The organism is Novosphingobium sp. RL4, assembly GCF_035658495.1.
Classification (GTDB): Bacteria; Pseudomonadota; Alphaproteobacteria; order Sphingomonadales; family Sphingomonadaceae; genus Novosphingobium.
This window is the reverse complement of sequence record NZ_CP141944.1, coordinates 2,804,302-2,818,333: the sequence shown is the minus strand read 5'-3', so window position 1 is coordinate 2,818,333 and position 14,032 is coordinate 2,804,302. Positions and strand designations below refer to the sequence as shown.

8 protein-coding genes are annotated in these 14,032 nt (G+C 66.5%); 7 read left to right on the top strand and 1 reads right to left on the bottom strand.

All coding sequences use genetic code 11. The features are described 5' to 3' along the window. The 7 genes from U9J33_RS13715 to U9J33_RS13685 are packed head-to-tail and all read left to right on the top strand — an operon-like array spanning position 1 to position 11,641. Positions 1-1,020, top strand: coding sequence for an efflux RND transporter periplasmic adaptor subunit (locus U9J33_RS13715; RefSeq protein WP_185998737.1), 1,020 nt, complete (start codon positions 1-3; stop codon positions 1,018-1,020). Continuing rightward, positions 1,020-4,091 carry an efflux RND transporter permease subunit gene (locus U9J33_RS13710; protein ID WP_324696042.1) on the top strand — a complete coding sequence of 1,024 codons (3,072 nt, stop codon included), beginning with the start codon at positions 1,020-1,022 and terminating at the stop codon, positions 4,089-4,091. The genes U9J33_RS13715 and U9J33_RS13710 overlap by 1 nt, the downstream gene beginning before the upstream one ends. A gap of 43 nt (positions 4,092-4,134) precedes the next feature. Beyond that, positions 4,135-5,115 carry an efflux RND transporter periplasmic adaptor subunit gene (locus U9J33_RS13705; protein WP_324696040.1) on the top strand — a complete coding sequence of 327 codons (981 nt, stop codon included), beginning with the start codon at positions 4,135-4,137 and terminating at the stop codon, positions 5,113-5,115. Beyond that, the gene (locus U9J33_RS13700; RefSeq protein ID WP_324696038.1) at positions 5,115-8,216 is read left to right on the top strand and encodes an efflux RND transporter permease subunit; all 3,102 of its coding nucleotides are present in this window, start codon (positions 5,115-5,117) and stop codon (positions 8,214-8,216) included. Before U9J33_RS13705 ends, U9J33_RS13700 begins: the two co-directional genes overlap by 1 nt. Beyond that, positions 8,213-9,598: a TolC family protein gene (locus U9J33_RS13695; RefSeq protein WP_324696036.1), complete on the top strand. Its 1,386-nt coding sequence runs from the start codon at positions 8,213-8,215 to the stop codon at positions 9,596-9,598. Before U9J33_RS13700 ends, U9J33_RS13695 begins: the two co-directional genes overlap by 4 nt. Positions 9,599-9,607: 9 nt before the next feature. Continuing rightward, positions 9,608-10,282 (top strand): response regulator transcription factor, encoded by a 675-nt coding sequence (locus tag U9J33_RS13690; protein ID WP_054440456.1) that lies wholly within the window; start codon positions 9,608-9,610, stop codon positions 10,280-10,282. Then, the gene (locus U9J33_RS13685) at positions 10,283-11,641 is read left to right on the top strand and encodes a HAMP domain-containing sensor histidine kinase (RefSeq protein WP_324696034.1); all 1,359 of its coding nucleotides are present in this window, start codon (positions 10,283-10,285) and stop codon (positions 11,639-11,641) included. Between the two features lie 81 nt (positions 11,642-11,722). On the opposite strand, the gene U9J33_RS13680 is transcribed toward U9J33_RS13685, so the two are convergent. After that, entirely contained in the window at positions 11,723-13,798 is a 2,076-nt protein-coding gene (locus U9J33_RS13680; protein WP_324696032.1) for a TonB-dependent siderophore receptor, read from the bottom strand. Positions 13,799-14,032 lie beyond the last annotated feature (234 nt).

The window sequence follows — 14,032 nt, the reverse complement described above, 5'->3', positions numbered from 1 at the left end:
ATGCATTTCCCGATTGCCGCTACCCTGCTGGTACTCAGCGCCTGCGGGAGCGGCCCTTCGGAGCCCGACAGGACGCCAAGCGTCCTCGTCACGGTCGTGCGGCCGGTGCGCGGGGCGCTTCCAGCCACGATCACCGCCTATGGCTCCGCCTCGCCGTCCGAGGCGGGTACATCCTCCATCAGCATGGCGCAGCCCGGACAGCTCACTTCACTGGCGGTGACGCAGGGCACTGCGGTGCGGGCGGGGCAGGTGCTGGGCACCTTCGCCGTCGCGCCTTCCGCAAGGAGCGCCTACCTGCAAGCCGCCGATGCCCTTGCGGCGGCAGAGAAGCAGCGCCGCTCGGCCGCGCAGCTCCTGTCCCAGCAACTTGCGACGTCCGACCAGCTCGTCCAGGCAGACAAGGCAGTTGCCGATGCGCGCACCGCGCTGGCCGCGCTTGCGGCCGAAGGCGCGGGCAGGTCGGTTCAGACGCTCACGGCGCCGTTCGCCGGTATCGTCACTTCGGTTACGGCCGCGAGCGGCGATCGCTTGCAGCCCGGCGCTGCGATCATGACCCTTGCCCGTCAGGGCGGAATAGTCGTGACCGTCGGCATCGATCCCGCGGAGCGGGGCGGCGTGGCTCCCGGGCAGGCGGCCAGCATGAAACGCCTTTCGGGCGGCGGCGGCATCGCCGGAAAGGTGGTGCGGGTGGACGGCATGCTCAACCCGAAGACACGGATGGTCGATGTAGACCTCGGCTTCCCGGCCGGTGCGCTGCTGCCGGGAGAGGGCATGGAAGTTGCCATCCGCACCGGCGACGTGGCGGGATGGGTCGTGCCTCATGCGGCGGTCGTCACGGCAGGAGGCCCCGCGCGCATCTTCCAGGAGGCCGGTGGCAAGGCCAAGGCCGTGCCGGTGCAGGTCCGGCTTTCCTCCCCCGAGGGTGACGTGGTGGACGGGCCGGTAGATCCCCGTCGGCCGATCATCGTCGAGGGGGCCTATCAGGTGAACGACGGCGATGCCGTGCGGTGGGGGCGTTGATGCTCGAACGTCTGCTGCGCTCGCAATCGCGCGCCTTCGTGCTGGTTGCGCTGGCGATGGCGCTGGCCGGGCTGATCGCGGCGTTCTCGCTGCCGATCGGGTTGTTTCCGCAAGTCTCGTTTCCCCGCGTCGTCGTCGATCTCGATGCAGGCAGCCGTCCCGCCGACCAGACCGCGCTGACGGTGACCCGTCCGGTGGAGGAAGCCATTCGCGCGGTGCCCGGTGTGCAGGACGTGCGCTCGGAAACCAGTCGCGGTTCGGCGCAGATCTCCATCGACTTCGGCTGGGGCCGCGACATGGTGTCGAGCACGCTGATGGTCGATTCCGCCATCGCCCGCATCCTGCCGACCTTGCCCGCCGGAACACAGTACGACGTGCGCCGGATGGACCCGACGGTGTTCCCGATCATCTCCTATGCGCTGGTTTCCGACACCGCCGATCCGGTCGCCCTGCAGGACTTCGCGCGCTATCAGGTCACGCCGCTGCTGTCCTCGATCCCCGGCCTTGCCCGCGTGGGTGTGCAGGGCGGCGAGACTGCCGAAGTCCAGGTTCTGGCCGATCCGCAGCGCCTTGCCGATCACAACCTCGCCATGGCGGACCTTGCAGCCGCGATCCGGGGCGGCAACGTGCTCAGCGCGGTGGGCCAGGTGCAGGATCGCGGCCGCCTGTCTCTGGTGATCGCCGACCGCAGCGTGCCGGGCGCGGATCAGGTCGGCAATATCGTCGTCCAGTCGGACCCCGCCGGAATCGTCCGCGTGCGCGACGTGGCGACCGTCCAGAACGGCACCGTGCCGCAATGGCAGCGCATCGTCGAGGATGGGCGGCCGGCGGTGCTCTTCAACATCTATGAGCAGCCGGACGGCAATGCCGTGCAGATCGCGCGGGAAGTGCAGGCCAAGCTGGCGACCCTGAAGCTGCCTGCAGGCGTCAGGCTGGTGAACTGGTACGACCAGAGCGAACTGGTCACGCAATCCGTGGCGAGCGTTCGCGACGCGGTGCTGATCGGCCTGGTCCTTGCCGGGCTGGTGCTGCTCTGGTTCCTGCGCAGCTGGCGCGTGACGCTGGTGGCCGCGATCGTGGTTCCCGCCACGCTGGCGGCCACGGTGCTGGTGCTCAGTGCGCTCGGAATGTCGTTCAACATCATGACGCTGGGCGGCATCGCGGCGGCTGTCGGCCTGCTGATCGACGACGTGATCGTCATGGTCGAGCACATCGCCCGGCGCGCCGGTGCCAGCGGCAAGGACGGCGCGGTGGCGGGCAAGGATGCAGTGTTCCCCGCCGCGCGCGAATTCATGGCGCCGCTCACCGGATCGAGCCTGGCAACGCTGATCGTGTTCCTGCCACTCTCGTTCCTGACGGGCGTGACCGGGGCCTTCTCCAAGGCGCTTTCGGTGACCATGGCCGCCGCGCTTGCGATCTCATGGGCGATGACGGCCTTCGTCGTGCCGGTGCTGGTCCACCGGCTGGTGGACTTCGGCAAGTGGCGCGATCCGGGCGAGGCGGGAGAGGGGCGCCTGGGACGCGCGCACGACCGGACGCTCGATGCGCTGGGGCGCAGGCCGTGGCTGCTGGCCGCTATCCTCGTGCCGCTGCTGATCGTGGGATATCTCGGCTACAGCAATGTGCCCACCGGCTTCATGCCCCGGGTCGACGAGGGCGGTTTCGTCATGGATTACTACACCGCGCCGGGAACCTCGCTTGATGAAAGCACGCGGCAGATCGCGCAAGTCGACCGTATCCTGAGCGGCAATCCGCAAGTGCTCACGTTTTCCCGCCGCCTCGGCACCGGGCTGGGCGGGGACCTTGGCCAGAGCTACCACGGAGACTATTTCGTCCGCCTGAAGCCCGGCCATGCCACGCCGACCGAGGAACTGGCCGCCGCCGTCGCGGACGAAGTTTCCATGAAAGTCCCCGGTGTCGAGGTCGAAGTGGCGCAGCTCATGGAAGACCTCATCGGCGACCTGACCGCCGTGCCGCAGCCCATCGAAGTGAAGCTGTTCTCGTCCGATCCGTCGGTGCTCGACGATCAGGCGAAGAAGGTGGCTAAAGTCGTTTCCGGGATTTCCGGCGTGGTCGAGGTCAAGGACGGCGTACAGCTTGCGGGCGATGCCATCGATGTGGCCGTCGATCCGGTGCGTGCCGGAATGGAAGGCGTCTTGCCCGCCGACGTCGAGACCCAGCTAGCAGACGCGCTCAGCGGCACCGTCGCCACAACGCTGCCCCAGGCGAGCAAGACGGTCGACGTGCGGGTTCGCCTGCCGAATGCCACGACCATGAGCGAAACCGAACTCGCCCGCCTGCCGATCCGGGCGAGCGATGGACACCTGTTTCCGCTGTCGCGCGTGGCCAGCCTGACATCGGTCGCCGGCCAGCCACAGATCGCGCGTGAGAATCTGGAACCGATGGTGGCGGTGACGGGCCGCATCCAGGGACGCGGCATCGGCGCGGCGGTTGCCGACGTTACCGCCGCGCTCGACAGGCCCGGTGTTCTCGCGCCCGGGGTGCGCTACGAGATGGGCGGGCTCTATCAGCAACAGCAGATCGCTTTCTCCGGGCTTCTGCATGTCTTCGGTGCCGCTCTGGTCGCCGAATTCATCCTTCTGCTCGTGCTTTACCGGCGCCTTTGGCTGCCGGTCATCATCATCGGCTGCTCGTTGCTTTCGACGACAGCGGTCTTCACCGGGCTGTGGCTTGCCGGGGTGGATCTCAACATCACCGCGCTGATGGGCATGACCATGATCATCGGTATCGGCACCGAAATGGCGATTTTCTACGTTTCCGAGTTCGAGGAGATGTCCCGTCACATGCCGCCCGCAGATGCCGCGCGCGAGGCGAGCCGCAACCGTGTGCGCCCGATCACGATGACGACGCTGGCCGCCATTCTCACGCTGCTGCCGCTTGCGCTGGCGATCGGGCAGGGCTCCGGCATCCAGCAGCCGCTGGCCATCGCGATCGTCTCCGGCCTGCTGCTGCAATATCCGCTGGTCCTGCTGGCCATGCCGCTCCTCGTGCGGCTGACCTTGCCGAAGACAGGAAACGGGCCGGGACGCAAACATTGGGAATTTGTATAGGGACGTCCAGCGCCGCCCAATGCGCGCCGGGTAAGCGTCGGCCATGCGCCAGCTTGCCTATCTGACCCTGCCGATCGCCCTTGCGGCCTGTAGCAAAACGGATTCGCGGAGCTCCGCGCCGCCATCCCATGCCGAACTGATCGCTCATGAAAGCGAATTGCTGAAGTTGACGTTGACGCCGGAGGCGCAGCGCCGGCTCGGCATTGTCACGGCGCGGCCGGGAGGCGGCGCGGCCGGGCAAGTCCGGCAGGTGACCGGCGAGATCGTGGTTCCTCCCACCACGGCCAACGGGGTGCCTACCAACTCGCTCACCAACCTCCAGCAGGTCGGCGCGCAGCAGGCGGCGGCCGATGGCGAAGTGGCGCGAACCGAGGCTCAGGCGCGACTGGCGCGGATCGCCCTGACCCGCGCCGAAAACCTCGTGCGGGAGGAAGCAGGAAGCATCCGGGCGCGGGACGAAGCGGCGGCGGCCTTCGCGGCAGCGCAGGCCGGGCTTGGCGCCGCACGGCAGCAGAGAGCACTGCTGGGGCCGGCGATAGGATCGCTCGGCAATCAGTCCGTTCTCTGGGTGAGGGCCTCGGTCTTCGCCAGCGATGTCGGCGCGATCCAGCGGGGTGGCTCCGCCACGGTTCGGGCGCTCGGCGCGGATGCGGTGTCGCACAGCGCACGCCCCGTCCAGGCCCCGCCCTCCGCCGACGGAACGGCCGGCACCGTGGATATCTATTACGCGCTCGGCAACGACGGGCGCAGCTTCCGTGTCGGGCAGCGCGTGGCGGTGGACCTGCCGCTTTCCGGCAGAACCCAGGGTCTTTCGGTCGCCTCCTCGGCTATCGTTCGGGACATCTACGGCGGGGAATGGCTCTATCGGCGGACAGGCAAGGACACTTTCGTCCGGCAGCGCGTCGAAGTGGCGAGTGAAACCGGCGGCACCGCATTGCTCGCGCGGGGGCTGGAGCCGGGCGCCGAAGTCGTGACGGTAGGCGCGGCAGAGCTGTTCGGCACCGAATTCGGGGCGGCTCACTGATGCTGGCCGGTCTTGTCCGTTTCGCGCTGGTCCAGCGCGTGCTCGTGCTTGCCCTGGCCGCATTGCTTGTCGTGCTGGGCGTAAGGGCGGGCCGCGATGTCCCGCTTGACGTCTTTCCAGAATTTGCGCCGCCCATGGTCGAAATCCAGACCGAGGCGCCCGGCCTGTCCACCGAAGAAGTGGAAAGCCTTGTCACCGTGCCGATCGAGACCGCGGTCAATGGCGTGCCCGACCTGATGACGCTGCGCTCGAAGTCCGTGCTTGGGTTGTCCTCGGTGCAGATCCTTTTCGCGCGCGGGACCGATGTGATGCGCGCGCGCCAGATGGTGGGGGAGCGCATCGCGCAGGTCCAGCCCCGCCTGCCGGTGGCGGCGCGCCAACCGGTGCTCATGCCGCCGCTCTCTTCCACCAGCCGCGCGATGAAGATCGGGATCACCTCGGCCAGGCTGGATCAGATGAAGCTTTCGGAGCTGGTTCGCTGGACCATCCGCCCCCGGCTGATGGCGGTCCCCGGCGTTGCCAATGTCGCCGTCTGGGGCCAGCGCGACCGCCAGCTTCAGGTCCTCGTCGATCCGGACCGGCTTCGCGCCGCGGGCGTCACCCTTGCCGAAGTGCGGGCTGCAGCAGGAGACGCGGTTCTGGTGGGCGGCGGCGGCTTCATCGACACGCCGAACCAGCGTCTTGCCGTTCAGCAGGGCGGCATGGTGCAGGACGCCGCGCAACTGGGGCAGGCCATCGTGCGCCAGTCCGGCAATGCGCCGGTGAGGATTGCCGATGTCGCCCGCGTGGTGGACGGTCACGCACCGCCCATCGGCAACGCCATCATCGACGACGTTCCCGGCATCATGCTGATTGTCGAGAAGCAGCCGACCGCCAATACGCTGGAACTGACCCACGCGGTCGAAGCCGCTCTTGATGAACTGAAGCCGGGCCTGACGGACGTGAAGGTCGACACGACCATCTTCCGTCCCGCCACGTTCATCGAGCGTTCGATCGACAACCTGACACGGGCGCTGCTGATCGGCTGCGCACTGGTGGCGGCGGTCCTGTTCCTATTCACCAGGGACTGGCGGCAGGCGGTGATCAGCCTCACGGCGATTCCGCTTTCGCTGCTTGGCGCGGGGCTGGTGCTGCTGTGGAGCGGGGCGACGATCAACGTCATGGTGATCGCCGGGCTGGTCATCGCGCTGGGCGAAGTGGTGGATGATGCGATCATCGACGTGGAGAACATCGCCCGGCGGCTACGGCTCAACCGCGAGGCGGAAGATGTCAGGCCCGCCTTTGCGGTGGTGCTCGCCGCCTCGCTGGAAGTGCGCTCGGCGGTCGTTTTCGCCTCGCTGATAGTGATGCTCGTGTTCCTGCCGATCTTCTTCCTCGGCGGCGTGGCGGGCACCTTCTTCCAGCCCCTGGCGGTCGCCTACGTACTTGCGATCGCGGCTTCGCTGCTGGTTGCGCTGACGGTGACACCGGCGCTCTGCCTTTTGATCCTTCCCAACGCTCCGGTGACGCAGGAACGCGATACCCGCTTCGTACGCTGGCTGAAGCGCGGCTATTCCGGCGCGTTGCCCTGGGTCTTGATGCGCTCGCGCATGGCGGGGGGTGTCGTTGCAGGAGGACTGGTGCTCGCGGGGCTGGGCTATGCGGGGTTCAAGGACCAGTTCCTTCCCGACTTTCGCGAGACAGACTTCCTCATGCATTTCGTGGAGAAGCCGGGCACTTCGATCGAGGCGATGGACCGCATCACCATGCGTGCCTCGAAGGAACTGCGCGCGATACCCGGTGTGCGCAATTTCGGAGCGCATATCGGCCGTGCCGAACAGGCTGACGAGGTCGTCGGGCCGAACTTCACCGAATTGTGGATCAGCCTTGACGAACAGGCCGACCATGATGCGTCCGTTGCCCGCATCAAGCGCGTGATCGACGGCTACCCCGGCCTGTTCCGCGACGTGCTCACCTATCTGCGCGAGCGTATCAAGGAAGTGCTCACAGGCGCGGGTGCCACTGTGGTCGTGCGGATATACGGGCCCGATCAGGCGGAACTGCGCGCCGCAGGTGAGCGCGTTCGCGATGCCGTGGCGGGGGTGGGCGGTGTTTCCGATCTCAAATTGGAAAGCCAGGTGCTCGTGCCTCAATTGCGCATCCGACCGCGCCCGGAGGAGCTGGCCCGTCTGGGGCTGACCGCCGGCGAGGTGCGCCGTCAGGCCCAGACGCTTGTGGCGCAGCAGAAAGTGGGCGAGATCTACCGGGACCAGAAATCGTTCGACGTCACGCTCTGGGGCGAGCCCCGGGTTCGCGGCTCTATCCACGCCTTGCGTGACCTGATGATCCAGTCGCCCGCCGGAGCACCCGTGCGCCTTTCGGACGTCGCCGAGGTGGAAGTGGTTCCCGCGCCTAACGAGGTGAAGCGTGAAAACGGCCAGCGCCGCCTCGACGTGACCATGAACGTTGCCGGAGCGGACCTTGGAACGGTGGCGCGCGGGGTGGAGGCTGCCGTTGCCAAAGTGCCCTTCGCCGCGGGTTATCATCCCGAAGTGCTGGGTGAATACGCTGCCTTGAAGGAATCGCGCCAGCGGCTCTGGACGACCGGCGCGCTCTGCCTTCTCGGCGTGCTGCTGCTGGTCTGGATCGAGTTCCGCTCGCGCCGGATCACGGCGCTGGTCGGCGTCAGCCTGCCTTTCGCGCTTGTCGGGGGCGTCGTCGCGGTCGCGCTCACCGGTGGGGTGCTGTCGCTGGGCTCGCTCGTGGGCTTCGTAACGGTGATCGGCATAGCGGCGCGCAACGGCATCATGCTGCTTTCGCATTACCGGCATCTTGAACGTGAGGAGGGCATGGCATTCGGCCGCGAACTCGTGCTGCGCGGCGCCGAGGAAAGGCTGGTGCCGATCCTGATGACCGCCGCCTGCGCCGGTCTGGCGCTGGTTCCGCTGATTGCGGCGGGCAATGCCCCGGGCCACGAGATCGAACATCCCATGGCCATCGTCATTCTTGGCGGGCTGGTATCGTCGACCTTGCTCAATCTCTTCCTGATGCCCGCGCTCTACGCAAGGTACGGCCAGGAACGCGCAGAAGGACCGGTCCGGGGCGCGGAGGTATCGGCATGATCTTGCGCCTTCCACTATGGGCCGGTCCGCTCGCCGCGCTGGCCGTGACCGGATGCATGGCCCCTCCCGCGCCGATCAAGCCGGAAATTCCGCCAGCGGCTGCCGGCCGCTTCGCCGATCTCCCGGTCGCGACGCTCGACCCGGTGCCCGAAGACTGGTGGCGCCTCTACGAGGATCCAGCACTGGATTCCCTCGTCGAAGCCAGTCTCCTGGCCAATGCCGATCTGCGCGTCGCTTATGCCAATCTCGAAGGCGCGCGCGCGGCCTCGAGATTGGCGCGCGCTGCGCGGCTTCCCACCACGACGATCGAAAGCGCGCTCACCGTCGACGATCCCGGCAACCAGCCCGGTGCGGTGTCCGTTCCGGCGAGCGACTGGGATATCGCGGCGACCGCAAGCTGGGATATCGACCTGTTCGGTCGGCTCCGGTCCGGCGCGCTCGCCGCCAGCGCCGATGCCGAAGCGCAGGCGGCGGCGCTTGATGGAGTCAGGGTTGCGGTCGTGGCCGATACGGTTCAGGCCTATCTCGAATCCTGTGCCGCCTCGCAGGCAATCGCAGAGGCTGGGGCGGTGGCAGCAGCGCAGGAGCGCTCGCTTGCGCTGGTTCGCGAACAGTTGTCGGCCGGGGAAGTCTCGCCGCTGGAAGTTTCGCAGGCAGCCACCCTGGCTGCCTCGACCAGAGCGGGTATCGCGCCGTTCGAGGCGGCGCGCGCGAATGCGCTCTATCGGCTCACCACGCTGAGAGGTCGCCCCCCCGCCGAGGCGCGCGTCGATGGGCCGGGCTGCACGATGATCCCGCGCCTGAAGGTGCCGGCGCCGGTCGGGGACGGCACTGCACTGCTGCTCCGCCGGCCCGATGTGCGCGAGGCCGAACGCAGGCTGGCAGCCTCTGCCGCCCGGATCGGCGTGGCGCGCGCCGACCTCTATCCCCGCGTCAATCTGGGCGGGGCGCTGGGCCTGCTCTCGGGCGGTTTCGACGCGGCCATATCGCCGCTGATAACCTGGGCCTTTCCCAATCAAGGGCCGGCACGGGCGAAGCTTGCTCAAGCCCGGGCTGCGGAGCAGGCCGCCCTTGCCGGCTGGGATGTAGCGGTCCTGAAGGCGCTCCGGGAGGTCGAGACCGCGCTTGCCGCCTACGATGCCGAACTGCGACGCAATCGCGATCTCGGGGCTGCGGCAGATGAGGCACGCGCTTATGCCCGCCGGTCCGCGGCGCGCGTCCGGCTGGGCGATGCGGCAAGCCTGCTCCAGATCGATGCCGAGCGCACCCTGGCTGCCGCGCGCCTTGCGAAAATCCAGAGCGATCTTGCGGTCGCCCAGGCGGAAGTCGCGCTCTTTCGCGCGCTCGGTGGCGGCTGGCGTAGCGGGTCGCAGGCGCGCTAGGCTGCGTCCATGCGAATCCTGATAGTGGAAGATGACGAAGAAACCGCCTGCTTCATCGCGAAGGGACTTGAGGAAGCCGGGCAAGCCGTCGTCCTGAGCCGCGATGGGCGCGATGGGCTGTTTCAGGCGACCGGTGGCGGATTCGATGTCATTGTGCTCGATCGCATGCTGCCGGGGCTCGACGGGCTTTCGTTGCTCAAGGCGCTGCGCGCGGCGGCGGACGCAACGCCGGTCCTGATGTTGACCGCGATCGGCGGAATTGCCGACAGGGTGGACGGGCTGGAGGCCGGGGCTGACGATTATCTGGTGAAGCCCTTTGCCTTTTCCGAACTCGCCGCGCGGATCAATGCTCTGGGCAGGCGGCCGCAGGCCCGGATGGAGGGGCACTTGCTCGCTGTGGGCGACATCCTGCTCGACCTCCATCGCCGCACGGTCGAACGGCGGGGAAGCCGCATTGCCTTGCAGCCGCGCGAATTCGCGCTGCTGGCCGAATTGATGCGCAATCCCCGGCGGGTGATGACGCGCACGATGCTGCTTGAACGGGTGTGGGATTTCGATTTTGATCCCAAGACGAACATTGTCGAGACCCACCTCAGCCGCTTGCGATCCAAGCTCAACGCCGGGTTCGAAGAGGATGCCATCGAGACGATACGCGGGGCCGGCTACATGATCCGGGGCGGATAGATGCTGCGGAACCTCTGGCGAACCACTTCAGGGCTGGTCGGGATCGTCGCCGTCGCATTTGCGCTTGCCACGCTAGCGATCGGCCTCGCGGCTTACGAAGTCACTCACGAGGCGCTGGAGCAGCAGCTCGACCATCGTATCGCCACTGAAACCGCCGGGTTGCTGGCGGAAGCACATTCCAGCGGACTCCCGGCGCTCGCCGCTGCCATCGGTCGCCGCGAAGCCGCGCGGTCGACCTCCAGCCTCGAGTACCTGCTGGTGGACGAAGCCGGTGAAAGACTGGCGGGCTCTCTCGATGCCCCGGTTCCCGGAAAACAGGGCTTCGAGGAGTTTCTCCACTATCGGCGGCAAGGGCAGGGCTACCTTAGCGAGGATGCCATCGCACAGGCCCTGACAACTGCGGTTCCGGGCGGCACGCTCGTGATTGCAGCTGATCGCTCCGACCTCGACGAGATCGACCGGACGCTGGCCGCGCTGTTCGCAAGCTCGCTCGCGGCCATGCTCATCCTCGGGTTGGCGGCGGCGGTCCTGATCGGTTGGATTACCCGGAGACGCCTGAGCCGGATCGATGCGACGGCACAGGCGATCATCGGCGGCGATCTGGCCCGGCGCATTCCCCGGGACAATTCCGGAAGCGAGTTCGATCGGCTGGCCGGCACGCTCAACCGGATGCTCGACCGGATAGAGAGCCTGATGGAAAACCTGCGACAGGTATCGAGCGATGTCGCTCACGATCTGCGCACGCCGCTTACGAGGCTCTGCAACAAGCTCGATGAAGCGGCGCGCGAACCGGAAGCGCGAATTCGCGCAGATATCCTCGACACAGCGCGTGCGCAGGCGGGCGAATTGCTCGAACTGTTTTCGGCCTTGCTGCGGCTGGCGGAAATCGAGGGCTTGTCCGACCGGCTTCCGCGCCGCCGCGTGGATATGTCGGTGCTGCTCGACCAGATGGCAGAGAGCTACCGCCCCGACATCGAGGACAGCGGCCGCACTCTCCAGGTTGATTTCCCCGCCGGACTGGAAATCGAAGGCGACCGCCGCCTTGTGAGCCAGGCAATCGCCAACCTTCTCGACAATGCCTTGCGTCACACGCCGGGCGGCACCGCAATCTGCATGACGGCCAGTTCCGGCGACGAGGGCATAAGCGTCGAGGTCGCGGATAACGGTCCCGGTGTGGACGAGGTCGAAGGACAGCGCCTGTTCGAGCGGTTCGCCCGCAGCGAGCAGGCGCGGTCCAGTCCGGGGCATGGGCTGGGCCTGAGCATGGTTCGCGCCATCGCGCAGGCACATGGCGGGCGGGCCGAGTTGAGGAACGGCGCTCCCGGTCTTGCCGTGGTCCTCCATTTCCCGCCGATATGAACGATCTCAGCCTGTTTTCGGGGCAGGAATTTCCGGCGAAGCATTCATGCCCCGCCGGAGAAAACCGGGTGAGGGTCGGCCTTAGAAGTGGGTCGAAAGGCTCAGCTTGACGCTCGGCGGGAGCCCCTGGGCAAGAAGGCTCGAGCCGGTCGACGCCCAGTAGCGCTTGCCTGTCACGTTATCCGCATAGACGCGGATCGTCGTCGGGCTTCCGGCAAGGTCGAAGTTGTAGCTCGCTCCGAGGTCGAAGGTCACGTAGCCCGGCACGAAAGCCTGGTTGAGCGCATTGACCGCGCGGCGGCCGACATGGAACATACCGGCCGAGACCCGCAGGCCCTCGATCACGGGGACGCGGTATTCGGCGAAGATCGAACCCGAATACTTCGAGACATTCTCGATCAGCTTCCCGACAACAGTAGCGTTCCCGGACTTCTGCTGGGCGTCGAGATAGAGGGCGCTGGCGGAGATCGACAGGCGCGGAAGCACTTCACCGACTGCGCTTACCTCGATGCCCTCGTACACGGCCTCGGCATCCTGGACGAAGTAGTTCGCGCTGTTGAGGTAGGCCGAGGGACGCTTGATGTGGAAATAGGCGGCCGTCATCAACATGCCCCGGATCGGCTCGACCTTGAGGCCCACTTCCTTCTGCTTGCTGACCGCCGCCGGGAGGATTTCACCCGCATTGTTGGCGATCTGCTGCGCGATCGGTCCGGGTTCGAGGCCTTCGATATAGTTGGCATAGACATTCGCCCAGGCCACCGGCTTTACCATCAGCCCGTAGGACCAGGTTCCCGGCTTGATCTTGTAGTCCGAGGTGCGGCTGACATCGCTGTAGTCGGTCTTGCGATAGCCGATGGTCGCCTGAAGCCAGTCGCCGAGCGAGGCCCTGTCGAAGATGTAGACGCCAAGGTCCTCGACCCGCGACGGGTTGGGAATGATACGTGGCGGCTTTGGCTGCTGCGGAATGGCAACCGGGTCGTAAAGGTTCTGGGCAAAGCTGTATCGCACCGCCGTCGGCACATTGCTGTCGCGCGTGTAGTACGATACGCCGACCATGACATTGTGCGTGATCGGTCCGGTCTGGAACGAGCCGGAGACATCGCTGCGATAGATATTGTTCTTGTAGTCGTTGCCGCTGGTCATCGCCACGGAGACGGTTCCGTCCCCGGTGTCGAGATTGTAGCCGCCGAAGGAGGAATAATAACGGCTTCGCGTCAGGTAGGATTGGCCGACGGCGAAGGCGATGCGCCAGTTCTGCGCAAAATCGTAATTCACGCGCGCCAGCAGGTTCGTCGAATGCCCGCGACCCTGCATCCATGACGCGCCCAGGTTTTTCGAAGGGGACTGGAGGGGCGGAAGCGCGATGGCTCCGTTCACGGCGGCGGGCAGGCTGAACTCCGTCGGCTCGGTCACGGACTTGTAGTTGTATTCGGCGTCGAGCAGGATTTCGAGGCCATCGAGGGGGCGCCAGTCGAACGCTCCCGAAATGAAGCGTCTGGCGCCGGAACTGCGCTTGATCCCGGTTTCGATCGAGGATGTCCCGGCATTTACCCGCAGGCCCGCCGATCCGAAGCTGCGGCTGACATCGAAGTTCGCGCCGACGGATCCGTTGGAATCGCCCATGAAGTCGATACGGTTGATCGGTGCATTCTCAGGGCGTTCGGTCACAAGATTGACGATGCCGGAAGGGGTTGCGAAGCCGTAGTAGAGCCCCGCCGCACCCTTGAGGACTTCGATGCGGTCCTTGCTCTCGATCGGTTGCTCGATCAGGTTGACGATCGGCAGGACGCCGTTCCAGCGCACGTTCGTGAAGTTGTTGAGAGTGATGCCGCGGATCGCCAGGTTGCTGTAGATGGCACTGTTGATCTGGGCCTGCGTGACGCCCGGGGTGTTCCGCACGGCGTCGATCAGGGACCGGGCCTGCTGCGCTTCCAGCAAGTCCTTGGTCATGACTGCGATCGTCAGCGGCGTATCGCGCAGGCGTGCGTCGCGGAAGGTGCCGGCCTGCACGAAATCCGCGCTGAAGCTGTCTCTGCGGTCTGCTGTGACAACGATATCCTGGGCGGGAGCGCTAGTTTCCTCAGTGCCTTGAGCCGCTGCGACACCGGGCATCGCAGCGAGGGCAATCGCCGGAATCGATGCGCCGACAAGGGCCATGCAGATCCCGGGCCGAGCACGCGTGACTGATGACAAAACTAATCTCCCTGAACATCAAACTTATGGTCGCGCAAATACGCAAATGCGAAACATTTGCAATAGTGCCGTCGCGAAACGTCTCGGCATTTCGCGGTCGGCGGTGTTCGGGAAGGTGGTTGCGCCGGTCGGCAGTCCGAGGGTGCGCGGATATGAGCCCGGCCTTGTCTGGCCGGTGCAGGGCAGCAGTTTGCTGTG